Below are 16,112 nucleotides of genomic sequence, written 5' to 3'. Positions count from 1 at the left end.
GGTCGGGGTCGATGCGCAGTTCGAGGGCCGCCTTGATCTGGGCGCGCACGGCGGCGGGGCGGGCGGCCTTGTCGTGGAGGTCGAGGGAGAAGTCGCCGAGTCCGACGCTCTCGAGGCGTTTCTTCACGACGTCGAGGGCGGCGCGCTTCTCGGCGACGAACAGCACGCGCTTGCCGTCGGCGAGGGCGCGGGCGAGCAGGTTGGTGATGGTCTGCGACTTGCCGGTTCCGGGCGGGCCTTCGAGCACGAACGTGCGGCCGGCCGTGGCCTCGGCGACCGCCTCGAGCTGGGAGGAGTCCGCCGGCACCGGCACCGAGCCGCCGAGCGCATCGAGGTCGACGGGCGAGACGGGCGAGACGACGGCGCCCGCCGCGGCGATCGGGTCGGCATAGGCATCCAGCGGCGTGTTGATCAGGTGCGCCACGAGGCTGTTCTGCGACAGGGCCTCCCAGTTCTCGTCGAGGTCCTTCCAGAGCCGGAATTTCGCGAACTGCAGAATGGAGAGCTCCACGGTCTCCTCGACCCGGAACGGCAGCCCGGCCTCCGCGATCGCCTCGCGCACGGCGGTGAACGCTGCGGCGAGGTCGATGCCCGAGGCATCCTCCCCGGGGGTCGCGAGCCCGGCGATCTCGAGCCCGAAGCTCGCCCGCAGCTTCTCGAGCAGGCAGTAGTTCGGCGTGGACGCCCCGGCCTCGTCGATCGTCAGCCGGTACGAGCTTCCGCGGCTCGCGCTCGTCATGTTCACCGGGATCAGCACGAGCGGCGACCGCAGCTCCCGGTCGTTGAACCTCCAGTGCAGCATCCCGAAGGTGAGGTAGAGGTTGTTCGCGCCGGTCTCCTCCACGATCGTGCGGGCCTTGTTGGCGAGGTAGCGCAGCTTGCTCGTGTACGACGCCTCCGTGATATCCACGAACGCGCCCTTCTTGTCGGCGAGCATCAGCTCGCGGGTCTGCTCGGGCAGGTCGCGACCGAAGCGGATGCCCCGGGCCCGGTCCACGTTCGGCACCGCGTCGCTCGGCACGAGGGTGATCGGTGTGCCGGCGTTGATGGCGTCTTCGAGGCGGGCGACGGCCGGCCCGGGCACGAAGAGCGGGTAGCCCGACCGGTCGGTGTAGTTGATCAGCTTGTTGCGCAGGCTCAGGTCGAGCAGCGCGTTCTTCCACTGGGTGACCCGCGGCGGCACCGGCGTCGCCTCGGGAACGGCAGAAGATACGGCAGACCCGTCCCGCGCGTAGTACGGCGCGATGACCGGCCCGGCCCCCGCCTGGTACACCGTCACGGTGACCGCGCCGTCCGGTCCGACCGAGCGGCTCGGCAGCGGCCAGATCCGCGACTGCCGGGCGGTGCGCACGTCGGTCACGCCCAGGAACTTCTCCAGTCCCGCGGCGAGGTACTGCGTGTGCGGGCTCCGCCGCGCATGGGCGAACGGCATCGACGACGACCCGCCCGTGACACCCGTCGTTTCAACGAGCCCGATCGACCCGAGGTCGACGAGGTTGACGATGTCGGCGACATCCGTGTGGGCGACCGCACCGAGCGCCGAGTCGACCCGCCAGTAGCCGAGGAAAATGTGCCCCTCGAGCAGCCAGAGCGTGGAGTTGAGGCCGGCCTGTTCGAGGGCGGCGGCGAGGGTGACGGTGGTGTCGAGGCAGGTGCCGAGCCGGCCCTCGAGCACCTCGGCGGGCGTGCGCACCTTCTGCCCGGTCGTGCCCCAGCTCGCCGGCGGCATCGCGTAGCGGATGTCCCGGGCGGCCATCGCGTCGTAGATCGCCTCGACCACGGCGTCGACCCGTTCCGGGCTCTCGGACTGGTAGCCGCTGAGCGCGGAGTCGCCGGTGCGCTGCTGCAGCAGGTCGCTCGCCTCGACGAGCAGCGGGGCGATCGCGGCGGCGTTCGGGTGCACATGCGCGGCGAGGAGTTCGAGGCCGAGGTGCAGGGGAGTGGCGATCCACTGGCTGGACGCGAGGATCTGCACCGCCGCACTCGTCTCGGCGAGCAGGGTGCCGGCGGCGTCGCGCAAGGTGGCGCGGATCGACCCCGGTCGCTGCTCCTCGACGGCGAGCATCAGGGCCGGGTCGAGCACGAGTTCGACGGTGCGCAGGGTGGTGCTCTGTCCCGCGCCGAGGTCGACGATGATCACCCGCGGGGCGCCGAGCGACCCGGCGGCACTCGCGACCTCGACCTCGAGGGTTGCGGCGCGCTGTTCGCCGCCGAGGTTCTCGATCACGATCTCGTCGACGACCGGCACTCGGCAATGCGCCATCGCATAGGAGAGGAACGGCACCGAGCTGATCCCGATGCGGGCGGATGCGGCGGCTGCGGCAGCCGGGGCACCTGCGGTCACGGCGGCAGCGGCTTCAGCACCTTCGGTCTCAGAGTCAATCTGGTCCACGGATTCCCCTTCGTGCAGCGAGGCGTCACGGCGACCCCGACAGCCGCCGGATCACGTCGAAGCGCTGCCCCCGATTGTAGGGGGTGGGTCTGACACTGCCGCCGCCGGGCGGATTTACCCATCGAGGTAGCCCACTCCGGCGGGTATCGCTGTCCAACGCGAGCTACGCAGTCCCAGCGATGGCAGATGGCCTCCCCTGAGGCGCTCAAGTCTCTCGGTGTGGCATAACTCCTGCAAATTCTTGTGGCGCAGGGAGGCCGCTCCCTGAAACATGCGGTTCCGGCCGGCGTGCCGCAGAATTTGAAGGAGTTATGAGCAGCCATGCCGTAGTGGAACGGCGGAAACGACGAGTCGGCGCAGCAACTCGGCAGGACGCTCGCCGACGTCCTCTGCGCACAGCGCGCCTGAGCTTTCGTTGACGCAGGTGTCTAACTGATCAATCGGTAGGCGATGAAGGTAATGCCGACAATGCCCACGACAAGCCCGAGGACCGCCGTACCCCGGCCCGTGATTCGACTGGAACCGCCCAATTCGTTCGCTCGCGCCAGGCCGATCGAGGAGAACACGATTCCAAGGATGCTGAGGATGCCGAACGGGTTGATGAGCATGCCGACAAGGGACAGGACCGCGCCCGTGTACGCGAACGAATTGGTTCGCCGGACGATGCGATCTCTCTCCTTCCGATTCGGCTGTGATTGAAACTGGGTGCCGCCACCCTGGCCGCGGTTGGCCATCGGCACGTATGGCGCCGGTGCGTACACAATGGGCGGGGCTGGTGCCTCTGCCGGAGCGGGCTGGGGAACGGGGGTCGGCATCCGGTCGCGACGTTGGTCTGACCAGCTGACACCGTTCCACCATCGCAATCGCTGGGTGTCGTTGGGGTCGTTGTACCATCCGGCTTCAGGCGCGGTCACGGTGTCTCCTTGCGAATAGGTGTAACGACTAGACCGGCTCACCGGCAGAGATTCGGTACACGGTTCATGCCTATCAGGTCAAAGAAGACCAGCGGAATGTGGCTGGCTTGTCTGGCCTAATTTCCCCCCGCAGTGGGGTCGAGTGCTGCAGCACGCGTCGAGTGCAGGGCACCGCGTGGCCCAACCTAGCTTAGAAACGCAGCCGGTCAACCAGAGCCTGCAGCGATTCCTGCAGGGCGGCGAAGCCCGCCGGCTTCACCTCCAGGGTGGCCTCGGTCAGGTACACGTCTCGACGGATCTCGAGCATGACGGAGCTGACCCGCGCATTCGTTTGGTGATGCTTGAGCGGCACATAGGCGCCGGCGAAGGGCGTGTTCGCCCGCGTCTCGAGGCCGGAGAAGCTCTCGGCAACAGCGTCGAGCAGGGCGACGGATGCGTGGAACGGTTCCGATCCGACGCAGAGCGGTGCGCGAAACCCGCCGCCGTGCAGTTCGTAGGGCAGTTCATGCTCGGAGTAGGAATGCACGTCGATGATCACGGCCCGGCCGTGGACGGCCAGCGTGGCGTCGACGAGCGCGGTGAAGCGGGCCGAGTAGTCGGCGTAGTAGGCGAGCAGCGGCTCTCGTTCATCGGCGGCCACGCGGCGAATCAACTGGCGGCGGGACCCGTGCGTGTAGAGCACGCCCATGCCCACCGCGTTCAGCTCTTCGCTGTCGTCGGGGAACCTCTCCACGTCGACGGCGAATCGGGACAGCCCGTTGATCATCGCGCTCGCACCGGTGACCGACTCGGCCAGAACCTCCGTGAAGTGGTCGGTCATGATGTCTTTCTCCGCCTCCAGCTCGGCCGGGGAGATGACGTAGGAGTGCAGGTATTCCGCAGGGATGGACCGCCCGCCGTGGGGTGCGTGCAGGATCACCGGTGACGTCGCCGAATTGTCGATCAGGCGAAACAGTGCGGTTTCGCTATGGGCGGTCATCGCGTGCCTCCAGGTCATGGCGCTCCCGGTCGGAAGCAATTTAGGGTCTCAGGCGCCAGTGACATTCGGGATTCCTCCTCCTCATCTGCATCGCGCACTGTCCGGCCTGGGACCCCAGCGAGAGGTGACACCGCTCATTACTCGTCGTCGAAGGACTCTCAAAGACCTAAATTGGAAACCATGAATCGGGACGAGTTTCACGCGTCAAATCTCACCTCACAGGAGCTTCTCCAGCAGTATGCGGGCATTCTCGGTGAGCTGCGCGCCCGAGGTGTCATTCGCACTCTCAATGCCCCCGCAGGCGATTTGGCGGAGACTCTTACTGCCCGCGCCTACCGGGGTGAATTGGCGCCGAATAGTGAAAAGAGCTGGGATGTGCGGGCTGCTGATGGCCGTCTTCTGCAGGTGAAGTCCCGAGTGATAGCCGCGAGTGCGCTGTCGAAACCCATACAGTTCTCCGTCTTCCGTTCCTGGGACTTCGACGCAGCAGTGTTCGTTGTGATTGCGGCGGAATCCTATGGGGTTCTCGGGGCTTTCGAAGTGCCGTCTGAGGTTGTGAGCGCGAGGGCGGGCAAGGCCTCATGGGTTAACGGCGAGATAGTCACGCTTTCACTTATGGGTCTCGCGGCCCTGAGCGATTGTATCGATGTCACCACTAGGCTCCAGAACGCCCTCGAGTCGTTGGACCTGCCGGTTTCGCTCGCAGAATGATCTCAGGCAACGAACTTCTCCCAGCGGAGTGCCAATCCGTCCCGCGACGGCCGATCTTTGGCGCGGCCCGGCAGCACCAATGACCTCCCATGCATGTTCTGTAGCCCGTATCGGAGCATCGGACCGTCTACCTCATCAAGCAGTGCACCATTGATCCTCACCTCATAGTCGGGGGTGATGCCCATCAGATTGCGATCGTAGGAGGCATGGTGGATCTTGCAGAGCGCCATCCCGTTGGTCACCACGGCGAGGCCCGCGATATCGGAATCTTCAACAATGTGAGCAGCGTCAAGTAGCTCTGCATGCTTGAGCTGACACACCGCGCACGTACTGGCATACGCGTGCATGATACGGGCACGAAACGCGGGTTGATGAAGTCTCTGGCGCACCGCTCGTTCGGCATACCGTCGCTCGTCCCTCGTCATATGCAAAGGGTCGCCGAAGAAGCGCATCGACTCTTCAAGCGCAATCAGGAATGTGCGATTGACCTCATCGTCAGCGACGACATATGCGGGGTAGTGTGCGACGAATACGCCGGGGCGTACTCCCTCGAAATACACCAGTGGTACTCGCTGATCGAGCGCTCGTCTAAGTTTCACGTTGTCACCTCCCTCTCGCGATTGGTAGGCGTAGTGCACGAAACCGTCCGGGCTGGTGACGTCGTCATAGACGCCTTTGACGCCCGTCATGATCGTCAGGGTGGCGTCAAAGTCACGCGGATTTCGGATGCCCCGGCCACGGTCCAGAAGTGGAATTGGGGTAACGCCGAAGTGGTACCCGGTCAACTCGTCCCGGGTGAGCTCGTATGCGCCCTGTCCCACTTTTTCATCTAGCCAACGAAACACGTCTTCGCGGATGATCAGTTGTTCCTCGGGAGAGTACATGATCTATGTCTAGCAGCACCGGTCACGGTCTTGAACGGCCTAGACGGGTCGTTCGACGTGCCCCAGTACTTCAATATTCTTGTGCGCTACCTGTTGGTGTTGCTCTGCACGGAGGGTACCGACGTGATTCGGGCGCATTGTTCTGCAGCAATCCTGTCAGGCGAGCCGGGGCGTTCACGCAGAAGGTGGCTGCGCCGCTATGCAACCGACCCACACGCCATCGCGAGCTCGGGTGATACCGACGAAGAGTTCGCGGCGGTCGCGCTCGTCGCGTTCGATCTGGGAATCGGTCCACCCCGCTCCGATGACGCCCGGGAACATTAGGCGTTCGGTGATCCAAGGCAGCAGCACCTGCTTGAACTCCAGCCCTTTGGCGCGCTTAATCGTGCCGACCTTCACGGCATCCGTGGGGCTACCGTCGTAATCGGTCAGTTCGACCACGGGAATTCCCGCGGTGCGGAGCAGCGTCACCGCGTCACGCACCTGCCAGTTAGTTGAGCAAAGCACACCCACGTCACCCCAGCCCACGCTCACGCTCTGTGCGGCCCGGCGTATGTGCTGCAGCATTTTGCCGTCGTGCTCGGTTCGGGTGCGCGCCCGGGCGAAGAGGGGACGTTCGCCGTGTCGCGGCGAGGTGATCGCGGCGGCGCTGGCTGCGGTGCCTTCGATGTCGACGTAGCTGGCACCGTCGACGACGCGGACCGCCAGGGCGAGGATCTCGGCGGTGTTGCGGTAGTTCACGTCCATGATGACTCCGCGGCCGGCGACAGAGAGGCCGGCCTCGGCGAGGGTGTACCCGCCGGGGTAGATGGTCTGTTGGCCGTCTCCGATCAGGGTGAAGGCATCCGCACCGTCACCGGCCACGGAGGCGAGCATGCGGATCATCGCGCATGACAGGTCCTGAGCCTCATCGACGATGACGGCGGTGTACCCGACCATCGGTTTGGCGCGCAGAGCCGCTTCGGCGAGCAGGATCAGGTCAGCATCGTCGTGCACCTCGCGAGTGCGCAGCAGCGATTCGTAACGCTGGTAGAGCGCCCAGACCGAGCGGCGCTGGTCGAGCGTGAGGCGGCGCCGCCGGCCGATGCGGGCACAGTCGGCGTACTCGTCGAAAGTGGTGAGACCGCGGCCCTTGATCACGTGATCGAGCTCCTCCCGCCAGAAACGGGAGTTCGTGTCTATTTTCGTCAGCGGGCCACAGGTCTGCTTCCAGGCTTCGGCGAAGGACTGATCGGCCAGCTTGCGGTTGACGCGCACGTCGATGCCACGCTCCGCGAGCACTTTGCGGGCGAATTGGTGCACGCCGCTGAACTCCACGCGACCCGCGACATCCGGGGCCATGCGGCCGAGCAGGTTGCTCAAAACATCGGGCAGCGTGCGCACGAAGGTGGTCACGAGCACGCGGGCGTTCGCCTGCGACCGTGCCAGGTACGCGGCACGGTGCAGCCCCACGACGGTCTTGCCGGTGCCGGCAGCCCCACGGATGCGAGAGGGCCCGTTGAAACTGCGGCGCACCAACTTAGCCTGGTCGGGATGCAGGAACGTCATCCACTCCTCGATGGGAGGGGCAAGGAGTCCCTCGAGGATCGCGGCCTCGATGTCGCTCTCGCTCGGGAGATGGTCCAGATCGAGAGCCGGTTCTGGGCCGATGATCGGTTCGGGCAGGGTCACATCGACCGGTGCCGGCGCGCCGATCAAAGGAAAGTACGTCATCGCGGCGGCCAACACCTGCTCGACGGCGGACGCGGTGAGTCGCTGCCCGCGGCGGGCGATGTGACGCACGATGTCACCTTCACCGACAATCTCGACGCCTCCGATCGACGCGTTGACGCCCTTGTGTCCGGCGAAAACAACCACGGGTCGCACCTCGCCCGGGGCGAGGCCGATCTCGGCCAGAGCGGCCTCCGTCTTCCAGGCGAGGTCGGCCAGACCGTCGAACTCGTCGGTGACGTCTGCTTGCCCGCGGAATATCCGGCCCGCGGCGATGATCGGGTCTTTCCATGCCTTGGTGTCCACGATGAACAGGCCGCCCGGCCCGACGATGACCATGTCGACCTGAGCGCGCCGGCTGCCGGGCCACTGACGATCGGGCAGGAAGTGGTAGCCAGCCGCGGCGAGGGGGGCGAGAACGTGGGCGATGCGTTTTTCGCTGTCGGCGGCGGCAAAGTAGTTGGCGGCCTTGGTCCGTGAGGATGCAGCGGCGAGTGCGTGCGCTTCAGAGAGCGCCAGTTGACGCGTCGCTTCACTCCATGCTGATCCGCCTGCGGACATGCTCCCCCCGAGCCCCTATTCTGCCTGAGCTTACCGCCATGTCCTTGGTCGGGGCGCCCGCTCGTGCCGCGGAACCGGGGGTGCCGCCGCGCCGCGCCGACCTCGCGCACACGGCGGCAGCCCAAGCCGAGGTCGCGAGCGTAGTCGTCGCGCAGGTGCTGCACGTTATCTCGGTGGAGTGGCTGCGCCTCGGCGACGCGTTGCGGGCGATCGGCGGCGAGGCGCAGCTCGCGGTGAGCGGGCAATAGAGTGTCGATGCCACATCCGTTTCGATGAGGTGAAACTTGACCCAAAGGATGACCATGGAAACTGCCGCCATCACGACCTGGACCTTCGTTTCTGAGGTCCCGATCCCGGCCGACCTGGAGCCCATGCTAGTTCCGGGGGAGAAGGCGGTTGCAGCCTACAAGACGTTCCGCGACAGCGCCGTTTTCACTACGAAGCGGCTCATCGTGCGAGATGCCCAGGGAATCACGGGCAAGAAGGTCGAGATGTACTCGCTGCCGTATTCGAGCGTGAACATGTGGTCGTCGGAGAATGCCGGCTCGCTCGACATCAACGGGGAGATTGAACTGTGGACGCGCGCCGGTCACATCAAGATCAAGGTCGGCAAGGCCGTCGATGTGCGAGCGCTTGACCGCCTCATCACCCACGCCGTGCTCGGAGCTGAGCTGGCCACCGTCTAAGCGTCAGATGCCGTACATCTGCCTGCGGTGGCCGCAGGGTCTGCCTGGGTCGGAGAACGCCTACGGCAGGTCGACGATCTCCTTGCCGAGCGGCAGGAGAGCGACCGGGATGAGTTTGAAGTTGGCGATGCCCATCGGGATGCCGATGATCGTGATGCAGAGCGCGATGCCGGTGGTGAGGTGGGTCAGGGCGATCCACCAGCCGACCAGCACCACCCAGAGCACGTTGCCGAGGAGCGACCCGAGACCCGCGTTCGGCGTGGCGACGACGGTCTTGCCGAACGGCCAGAGCGCGTAGACGCCGATGCGGGCGGCGGCGATTCCCCAGGGGATGGTGATGATGAGCACGCACATGATGAGCGCGGCCAGCATGTAGCCGAGGAACAGCCAGAAGCCCGAGAGTACGAACCAGATGATGTTCAGGAGAGTCCTCATGATGGTTCCAGTCTCTCAGGTCGCGCGTCTCATTCGCCGGGGAGCTCGGCTGTTTCGGGGCTGCGACGAGCGGGCGTGCCGGCGGCCAGGCCACTCCCGGCGGGCGGTCGGTGACCCATGCGCCAGACTGGCGAGATGGACTGGACACGACTCGGGCTCGAAAACGCAGGCTTCACGGGCTTCGTGCCCTTCGCGGATCTGGCCGCTTCGACCCTGCCCTCAGCGCTGGGCGTATACCTGGTCCTCCGTGCCGACGACCGGGGCCCGGACTTCCTCGAGACGAGCCCAGCCGGGAGGTTCAAGGAACGGAACCCGACCGTGTCGAATGCGCTCCTGACGGAGGCGTGGCTCGACGCGGCATCCGTGCTCTATATCGGGAAGGCCGGTGCCGGAGCGAAGGGCAAACGGGGTCTGCGGAAGCGCCTGACCGAGTACCGGCGACACGGCGCAGGTGAGAAGGTGGGGCACTGGGGCGGCCGCTACGTGTGGCAACTCGCCGGTAGCGCTGAGCTGCTCGTTGCCTGGCTGGAGACGGGAGACGAGGACCCCGAAGAGGTCGAGGCCGCTCTCATCGACCACTTTGTGCTCACGTTCGGGGCTCGCCCGTTCGCGAATCGTAAGCTCGGCACGGCGAGGCGGAAGGCGGGGCCTGCGGGGCGACACCGCTGACGCGTCGAGTTGTCATTCCAGAACGCAGCTCGCTAGTGTGGCTGCACCGGAAGTAAAACCGCGGGGCTCTGCCCGCGCTCATACGTTGCTCAGCGAGCAGCCACTTCTCCCCACGTGGAGAGATGGATATGAGCAACCAGAATGAGCTACCGAACCCGACTGATGATTCCCGCGTCTCACCGGGTCGCCACCGCCCGCAGACCCTGAGGGCCGCCGCAGTGGCGCTCGCCGGGTTGTCCGCGGTGTTCCTGTTCGAGATGCTCGACAATTCGATACTCAACGTCGCCCTCCCCACCATCGGGCGTGAACTGGATGCGTCGACCACCGCACTGCAGTGGGTCACGGGCGCGTATGCGGTCGTCTTCGGCGGGCTGATGCTGCTGTTCAGCGCCATCGCCGACCGGTTCGGCCGCAGACGGGTGATGCTGATCGGCCTGGCGGTGCTGGGTCTCGCGAGCCTGGCCACCGCCCTCGTCACGACGACCGAACAGCTCATCGCCGTCCGGGTCGCCATGGGCATCGCCGCCGCCATGACCACCCCGGGCTCGATGGCGCTGGCGTTCCGACTCTTCGACGACGAGAACCTGCGCGTCCGGGCGATCACCCTCATCTCCACGGTCGGGCTGGTGGGTCTGGCGATCGGCCCGACCGTCGGCGGCTTCATCCTCGTCGTCGCGCCGTGGCAGGTGCTGCTGCTGATCAACGCTCCCATTGCTGTGCTCGCGTTCATCGGCATCCGGATCGGCATCGCCCGGGACCTTCCCGCCGAACTCCACCGCGACCCGCTGGACATCGCGGGAGCCCTTCTCGGCACCGCCACAATCGTGCTGGCGCTCGTGGCTCCGACGCTGTTCGTGGGGGAGGGCGCCGGTTCCTGGACCCCCTGGGCGGCAACTGCCGGGGCCGTGATCGCTGGGATCCTCTTCGTCGTCCGCGAGCGAACAGCCCGGTACCCCCTTCTGGACCTGAAGCTCATCGCCCTGCCCCTCGTCTCCAGCGGACTCGCCTACAAGGCCGCGTCGGGCCTCGCGATCTCCGGCCTCAGCTACATGGTGACCCTGCAGCTCCAGTTCGCCTGGGGATGGGCGCCGGCCCTGGCTGCGATCGGCATGCTTCCCCAGGTCATCGTGCTGCTCGGCGGCGGCCGCCTCGTCGGGCCCTTCGTAGCCAGGTTCGGGATGGACCGCGCAGCCTGGATGAGTGCGGCGGCCGTCGTGCTCGGCCTCGCCGTCTTCGCGGCGGGGAGTCGCTTCGGCTACGTCTGGGTCGCCCTCTCCCTCGTGCTCGTCGCCGCGGGGATGCGCGTGGTGGGCGTGGTCGCGGGCACGAACGTCATGCGGGGCCTGCCGAAGAACCGCACCACGATCGGCGCCGCCCTCGTCGACACGTCGAGCCAGGTCGCCACCGGGGTCGGGATCGCGGTGACCGGCACCATCCTCGCGGCGCTCTTCACTGGCAACATCTCGGCGTCGAACTGGAGCGCGGACCAGGCGGCCGCGTTCCAAACCGGCGTCACCGTCGCCGGGGTCACCCTCACGGCTGTGGCGGGCGCCCTCGTGCTGGTCGGAATCGCCCGGAGCCGCCCGGCTCGCGACATCCTCTGACAGCTGCCGTGGTCACCCGCCCCTGGTCGTCGCGTCCCGCCTATTAGGCGGTGTATGCGGCGGCCACGTCGAGGATCCAGGTCACGCCGAACGCGTCGGTGAGCATGCCGAATCCGGGGCTCCAGGCGGATGCCGCGAGCGGCTCCACGATGGGCGCCCCGGCCGAGAGCGCGGCCCAGTACCCCTGCACCTCGTCGAGGGTCTCACCCCGGACGGAGACGAAGAACGGCTGGTCGGTGAGGGTGACGCCGTTCTCCCGGCGGGTCGAGCCGGCCGCGCTCGCCGCGGTGTCCGAGTCGGCTGCGTGGCCGGGGATGTCGTACGCCATCACCCGGAAGCCGTCCTCGGTCTCGACCTGGCCGAAGACGACGTTCGCGGCCCCGGGGGCGTCCTGGGGCATCCCGAAGTCGCCGTAGGTGGCGATCGTGACCTGGCCGCCGAAGACGGACTGGTAGAACTCGAGTGCCGCTCGGGCGTTGCCGTGGAAGTTGAGGTGCGTGGTGGTCGTGATGCTCATGTCTGCTCCTAGTGAGACGGTGCCGGGCGGGTCCCGACAACGGTCACTCTGGCATCCGTCTAGGACAGTTTCGGTCCTCCACTCGAACTACGATCGTGGAATGACAACGACAACCGCGCGGCTGCTGAATCTGCTGTCGCTGTTGCAGACCCGGCGCGACTGGCCCGGCGCCCTGCTCGCCGAACGGCTGGACATTAGCCACCGCACGGTGCGCCGCGACGTCGACCGCCTCCGCGAGCTGGGCTACCGCATCCAGGCGACCATGGGCCCCGACGGCGGCTACCGGCTCGACGCCGGAAGCGAGCTGCCGCCGCTCCTCTTCGACGACGACCAGGTCGTCGCGCTCGCCGTGGCCCTCCAGGCGGCCACTCTCGCCGGAGCCGGGATCGAGGAGGCCGCCCTGCGGGCGCTCACCACGGTGCGGCAGGTGATGCCGTCCCGGCTGCGCCACCGCCTGGACGCCCTCGACTTCACGACCGTCCCGCGCCCGGGCGACGGCCCCGCCGTTCAGGCCTCAGCGGATGTCCTCATCGCCCTGTCCGCGGCGGTCCGCGCCCGCGAGGTGCTCCGGTTCGACTACGCGAGCGCGGAGCCGGGCGCCGACACCACCGAGGACTTTGACGGCGCCGACGGCACCGACAGCATCGAGCCGAGGCCGCCACGCCGGGTCGAACCGCACCACCTCGTCACCTCCCTCGGCCGGTGGTACCTCGTCGCCTGGGACCTCGAGCGTGACGACTGGCGGATTTTCCGCGCCGACCTGATCGCCCCGCGCACCCCGACCGGCCCCCGATTCGGCCCGCGGGAGCTCCCGGGCGGCGACGCGAAGGGCTACGTCTCGGCCCGATTCAAGGGATCGGCGTTTGCGGATGCGTGGCCGTGCACCGGAACGGTCGTCCTGCACCTTGACGCTCGTGCCGTTCTCCCGTTCGCCGGCGACGGCGAGGTCGAGGCTCTCGGCCCCGATCGGTGTCGGTACACCGCCGGATCCTGGTCCTGGATCGCCCTCGCCGCGTCCCTCAACCGCTTCGACACCGATATCGATGTGGTCGGCCCGCCGGAACTGGCGGATGCCTTCGCGCGGCTCGCCGCACGGAACACGGCCACATACCGCGGCGAGTAGCCCCGTCTTGATCTGCGGCGATTCCGGCTCTGGTCAGGGAAATGACGGATCAGGGGTTCAGCGTGCTGCCAGGGGGAGGGCGTTGTCGATGAGGACAACGGCGATGGCCGCGGCGGTGGCGAAGGCGTCGGCGTCGAGGACTCGGCCGCGGGCCGAGGCGCCGTCCAGGAGCAGCGCCAGTTGCTCGCCGAGCCCATCGGGGTCAGGGGCGCCGGCCTCCCGGGCCGCTTCGGCGAGCCGCGCCGCAAATGCCTTCTTATGGTCGCGGGCGAGGACGCGGGCTGGATTGCCCGGGTCCTGGATTTCGACCGCCGCCCCGATGAACGGGCACAGGGGCGGGTGGATGTCGAAGACGGCGAGGAGCCGCTCGCGGGGGGTGAGCTCGGTGCTGTCGAAGATCTCGGGCATGATGTCGGGGTCGAAGCGGCGCAGGTACTCGGCGACCAACTCGTCCTTGCCGGCGAAGTGCTGGTACAGCGTGCGCTTGGACACCCCGGCCACCGCGCAGATCTGGTCCACGCCGGTGCAGTTGATGCCCTGATCGGGGAACAGCTGCTGCGACGCGCTGAGGAGGCGCTCGCGCGCGCCCCGGCCGCTGCGCAGGCCACGGGGACCCTTCTCCAACTCCGTCATACGCCCAGCGTAGCCCAGCTGGTACCGATCGGTGTGCATAGGTTGACGCGCCGCGCATCCGCCCCGTAGGTTAGGTACGCAGATCGGTGTACATAGCATCGGCACGGCGATTGGAAGAGACACCATGACAACCATCACCATCATCGGCTCGGGCAACATGGCCACCGCCATCGGCACCCGGGCGGCCCGGCACGGCCACACCGTCGAGATCATGAGCCGCAACGCCGCCCAGGCGCAGGCGCTCGCTGAGCAGATCGGCAACGGAGCGATTGTCGGCACCTTCGGCGCACGACCGGCGGGTGACATCGTCATTCTGGCGGTGCTGTTCGCCGGCGCAGTGGATGTTGTCACGCACTACGGCGAGACGCTGGCCGGCAAGATCCTCGTGGACATCACGAACCCGTTCAACGCAGATGGAACGGGAGTCGTGACGACCCCGGGCCACTCCGTGTCCGAGCAGATCGCTGCCGCCGCCCCCGAGGGCGCTGACGTCGTGAAGGCCTTCAACACGATCTTCGGCGGCGTCATCGCCGAGGACAAGCCCGTGGACCTGCTGTTCGCCGGCGACAGTGCCGCGGCGAAGGCGCAGGTCGCGGAGTTCCTGGAGAGCCTGGGCATGCGACCCCTCGATGCGGGCGGGCTGCAGATGGCGCACGCCCTGGAATGGGCCGGCATCCTCCTGGTGGGCGTGGCACGCAACGGCGCCGGCTTCGATATCGCATTGGGTGCCCGGGCCCTCTGACGATTCTCGCCAGCCGTCGCCTGGGCCGCGGCTGGCGCCCGCGCCCGTTCCGGCACGCCGCGCCCGAAACGGCGGGCGCGGGCTGCGGAAACCGGCGCGGGCGCAGGGCAAGCCGAGTCGCGGCATCCTTGGCAGGGGGGCGCTAGTCCACCTCGGCGCCGGCTCTTGAACGCTTGGGGCGACTCACCCGCCCGCCGGGGCGTTGCTCGGGGCGAGCGGGCGCGATGATGACCGGTACACGCCCCTCGGAATCCGGGCCGTCGGTCGCCCCGAGGACCTGGCAGCGTTCGCTGCCGAACTGGGCCCAGAGGGCGGCGGTCCACGCGCAGAGGATGGCGTCGAGGAGGTCCTCACGGTGCTTGTATGCGGCGTCTTTCAGGGGAGACGGTTGCTCGAGCAGGGCCGCGGTGGTCGGGTGAGACCGGAGATCGAGAGCCGGGCGGATGCCGGTGAGGCGCAGCATCCGCTGCAGGAGGTCGTCGCATTCGGCGGCGCGGAAATCGCGCCGGGCCGCGGGGGAGGGCAGCGCCGGGTTGAAGCGTTTGTAGCGCGGGCGCTCAAGCTCGTAGCCGAGTTCGGACGCGCCCACCAGGGTCGTGTACGGGTAGCACTCGAAGAACTGGACCTCGTCGGGGAGGGGTGGCCTGCTGCCGTCGGTGTACCGGAATCCGGCTTGCTCGAGGCGCGTGCGGAGGGTGACGCCGCCGAGCCACGGGAGGGCGAGGTTGGAGGGGTTGGCGTAGACCTGCCACTGGCCGTAGCGTTGGGCGACCTCGCGTTCGCATTCGCGGATGCCGGTGGCATTCGCCACGACGAGGGGCGCGTCGATCGCGATGACGTCGCCGGGAGCGGAGCGCGTGATGACCCAGGCGGCGACGGCGTCGATGCCGCGGGCCCAGCCGGCGTCGAGCACGGTTCCGGACGGGTCGATCAGAGCCAGGCCGGTTTCGTTGGCGACTTTGGTTGCCGTGCCTTCGCCCCAGGCCAGGTCGACGCCGATGTAGTTCACGCTCGCGGAGGTTCCATGTTCATGAGGGTCCTATTCTCGTCTCTGTCTCGTCCCATTCGGTCGAGTGCGATTCGCACCAGACCCTCGGTCCAGCAGGATAGAAGGCATGGCTCACCCACAGCGCAAACCGGCCGATTCCGACGCCGCCGGTGACCGGGCGGACAAGACGTGCGCGTCGTGCGGCCGGCGCATCCAGTGGCGCGCGAAGTGGGCGAACAACTGGGACGCCGTGAAGTACTGCTCGGCCACGTGCCGGGGACACGGTGTCACCGCGACCGACCTTCGGCTCGAAGAGACCATCGCAACCCTGCTCAGGGCGCGGGCGACGGATGCCACGATCTGCCCCTCCGAGGCGGCGAAAGCGGTCGGTGCCGAGGAATGGCGTGAGCTCATGGAACCGGCCCGACGCGCCGCCCGCCGCATGGTCGCCCGGGGCGAACTGGAGATCACGCAGGGAGGGGTCGTGGTCGACCCGTCGACGGCGAAGGGTCCGATCCGGTTGCGGCGACCGCGGTAGCGGCATCGAGCCGGTCGTCAGGGCCG

17 protein-coding genes are annotated in these 16,112 nt (G+C 67.5%); 8 read left to right on the top strand and 9 right to left on the bottom strand.

All coding sequences use genetic code 11. The features are described from left to right. The 3 genes from QN357_RS03015 to QN357_RS03005 form a co-directional block, all read right to left on the bottom strand. Window positions 1-2,392 (bottom strand): DUF4011 domain-containing protein (locus QN357_RS03015; RefSeq protein WP_323504499.1); only part of this gene is annotated, 2,392 nt, incomplete at its 3' end. A 428-nt stretch (window positions 2,393-2,820) separates the two neighbouring features. Further along, complete coding sequence (locus QN357_RS03010; protein WP_323504497.1) at window positions 2,821-3,306, bottom strand: DUF2510 domain-containing protein; 486 nt, start codon at window positions 3,304-3,306, stop codon at window positions 2,821-2,823. Window positions 3,307-3,496: 190 nt separating this feature from the next. Next, the gene (locus QN357_RS03005) at window positions 3,497-4,285 is read right to left on the bottom strand and encodes an N-formylglutamate amidohydrolase (RefSeq protein WP_323504495.1); all 789 of its coding nucleotides are present in this window, start codon (window positions 4,283-4,285) and stop codon (window positions 3,497-3,499) included. 180 nt (window positions 4,286-4,465) lie between these two features. Here QN357_RS03005 and QN357_RS03000 point away from each other — a divergent pair, with 180 nt between their 5' ends. Then, window positions 4,466-4,996, top strand: a complete 531-nt coding sequence (locus tag QN357_RS03000; protein ID WP_323504493.1) for a DUF6998 domain-containing protein — start codon at window positions 4,466-4,468, stop codon at window positions 4,994-4,996. Window positions 4,997-4,998: 2 nt separating this feature from the next. Here QN357_RS03000 and QN357_RS02995 read toward each other — a convergent pair whose 3' ends face one another. Together QN357_RS02995 and QN357_RS02990 are read right to left on the bottom strand one after the other, a co-directional pair. Beyond that, window positions 4,999-5,880 carry an HNH endonuclease gene (locus tag QN357_RS02995; RefSeq protein ID WP_323504491.1) on the bottom strand — a complete coding sequence of 294 codons (882 nt, stop codon included), beginning with the start codon at window positions 5,878-5,880 and terminating at the stop codon, window positions 4,999-5,001. Window positions 5,881-6,054: 174 nt separating this feature from the next. Then, window positions 6,055-8,151, bottom strand: coding sequence for a nuclease-related domain-containing DEAD/DEAH box helicase (locus tag QN357_RS02990; protein WP_323504489.1), 2,097 nt, complete (start codon window positions 8,149-8,151; stop codon window positions 6,055-6,057). Window positions 8,152-8,189: 38 nt separating this feature from the next. On the opposite strand from QN357_RS02990, the gene QN357_RS02985 reads away from it, so the two are divergent. After that, window positions 8,190-8,399, top strand: coding sequence for a hypothetical protein (locus QN357_RS02985; protein ID WP_323504486.1), 210 nt, complete (start codon window positions 8,190-8,192; stop codon window positions 8,397-8,399). A 54-nt stretch (window positions 8,400-8,453) separates the two neighbouring features. Then, window positions 8,454-8,837: a PH domain-containing protein gene (locus QN357_RS02980; protein ID WP_323504484.1), complete on the top strand. Its 384-nt coding sequence runs from the start codon at window positions 8,454-8,456 to the stop codon at window positions 8,835-8,837. A 60-nt stretch (window positions 8,838-8,897) separates the two neighbouring features. Here QN357_RS02980 and QN357_RS02975 read toward each other — a convergent pair whose 3' ends face one another. Next, the gene (locus QN357_RS02975; RefSeq protein ID WP_323504481.1) at window positions 8,898-9,272 is read right to left on the bottom strand and encodes a YccF domain-containing protein; all 375 of its coding nucleotides are present in this window, start codon (window positions 9,270-9,272) and stop codon (window positions 8,898-8,900) included. Between the two features lie 135 nt (window positions 9,273-9,407). On the opposite strand from QN357_RS02975, the gene QN357_RS02970 reads away from it, so the two are divergent. Both QN357_RS02970 and QN357_RS02965 read left to right on the top strand, forming a co-directional pair. Then, window positions 9,408-9,941 (top strand): hypothetical protein, encoded by a 534-nt coding sequence (locus QN357_RS02970; RefSeq protein WP_323504479.1) that lies wholly within the window; start codon window positions 9,408-9,410, stop codon window positions 9,939-9,941. 128 nt (window positions 9,942-10,069) lie between these two features. Next, window positions 10,070-11,545, top strand: a complete 1,476-nt coding sequence (locus tag QN357_RS02965) for an MFS transporter (RefSeq protein ID WP_323504477.1) — start codon at window positions 10,070-10,072, stop codon at window positions 11,543-11,545. A gap of 43 nt (window positions 11,546-11,588) precedes the next feature. On the opposite strand, the gene QN357_RS02960 is transcribed toward QN357_RS02965, so the two are convergent. Then, a complete protein-coding gene (locus QN357_RS02960; RefSeq protein ID WP_323504475.1) occupies window positions 11,589-12,062 on the bottom strand; it encodes a VOC family protein in 474 nt (157 codons plus the stop codon). Between the two features lie 100 nt (window positions 12,063-12,162). Here QN357_RS02960 and QN357_RS02955 point away from each other — a divergent pair, with 100 nt between their 5' ends. Further along, window positions 12,163-13,185: a helix-turn-helix transcriptional regulator gene (locus QN357_RS02955; RefSeq protein ID WP_323504473.1), complete on the top strand. Its 1,023-nt coding sequence runs from the start codon at window positions 12,163-12,165 to the stop codon at window positions 13,183-13,185. 57 nt (window positions 13,186-13,242) lie between these two features. Here QN357_RS02955 and QN357_RS02950 read toward each other — a convergent pair whose 3' ends face one another. Further along, window positions 13,243-13,818: a TetR/AcrR family transcriptional regulator gene (locus tag QN357_RS02950; protein WP_323504471.1), complete on the bottom strand. Its 576-nt coding sequence runs from the start codon at window positions 13,816-13,818 to the stop codon at window positions 13,243-13,245. A gap of 124 nt (window positions 13,819-13,942) precedes the next feature. On the opposite strand from QN357_RS02950, the gene QN357_RS02945 reads away from it, so the two are divergent. Then, on the top strand, window positions 13,943-14,560 hold the full coding sequence (locus QN357_RS02945) for an NADPH-dependent F420 reductase (RefSeq protein WP_323504469.1): 618 nt from the start codon (window positions 13,943-13,945) through the stop codon (window positions 14,558-14,560). Between the two features lie 142 nt (window positions 14,561-14,702). Here the strand turns inward: QN357_RS02945 and QN357_RS02940 are convergent, their stop codons facing one another. Then, entirely contained in the window at window positions 14,703-15,569 is an 867-nt protein-coding gene (locus tag QN357_RS02940) for a DUF429 domain-containing protein (RefSeq protein WP_323504467.1), read from the bottom strand. A gap of 106 nt (window positions 15,570-15,675) precedes the next feature. Here QN357_RS02940 and QN357_RS02935 point away from each other — a divergent pair, with 106 nt between their 5' ends. Then, a complete protein-coding gene (locus QN357_RS02935; RefSeq protein WP_323504465.1) occupies window positions 15,676-16,086 on the top strand; it encodes a DUF2256 and DUF3253 domain-containing protein in 411 nt (136 codons plus the stop codon). Window positions 16,087-16,112 lie beyond the last annotated feature (26 nt).

This window comes from Cryobacterium sp. RTC2.1 (genome assembly GCF_035018685.1).
Classification (GTDB): domain Bacteria; phylum Actinomycetota; class Actinomycetes; order Actinomycetales; family Microbacteriaceae; genus Cryobacterium; species Cryobacterium glucosi.
Note: the sequence above shows the minus strand (reverse complement) of the source record. Positions and strands in the feature narration are given on the sequence as shown.